Origin of the sequence: Paenilisteria portnoyi (assembly GCF_014322795.1) — a bacterium.
Classification (GTDB): domain Bacteria; phylum Bacillota; class Bacilli; order Lactobacillales; family Listeriaceae; genus Listeria_A; species Listeria_A portnoyi.
On the sequence record NZ_JAASTT010000056.1, the window covers coordinates 1 to 590 of the forward strand.

A 590-nucleotide genomic window follows, 5' to 3' on the forward strand; every position below is an offset into this window, starting at 1 on the left:
GCCGACACGATTATGCTTGACGAAGAAGAGAAAATAGGAAAATTCGTTCGTCGCTTCGATCGCGAGTTAAAAATGCGAAAACGTAAATTAAGTCAGTTCGGTGTCGCGAATCTTGATATGTACGAAAAAGCGAGTGGAGAAATTTTGCCAAATGTCGTGATTATTATTGATAATTTTGATCCCGTCAAAGAATCGCCGTTTCAAGATGTCTTTGAGAAAATGATGACGCAAATTGCACGGGAAGGTGCCGGCGTCGGGATCAATCTCGTTATCAGTGCTGGACAGCAAAATGCGATGCGTACGCCGTTACTTTCCAATATTAAAACGCAAATCCCGCTTTACTTAATCGAAGCATCCGACGCGAGAAGCATCATCGGGCGCACGGACTTAACGAGCGAGGAATTACCAGGTCGTGGCTTGGTGAAACAGGACGATATCGCCGTGTTCCAAACAGCGCTTCCAAACAAAGGGGAAGACACGTTACAAATTATCAGCGCGATTCAGCTAGAAGCCAAAGAAATGTCCGACGCATGGTCTGGCGAGCGCCCACTTCCGATTCCGATGGTTCCAGAAGTGCTCCCATTCCAAGA

At 46.6% G+C, this 590-nt stretch carries 1 pseudogene; it reads left to right on the top strand.

The features are described 5' to 3' along the window. Window positions 1-590, top strand: a pseudogene (locus tag HCJ66_RS15935) (FtsK/SpoIIIE domain-containing protein); the annotation flags it as partial.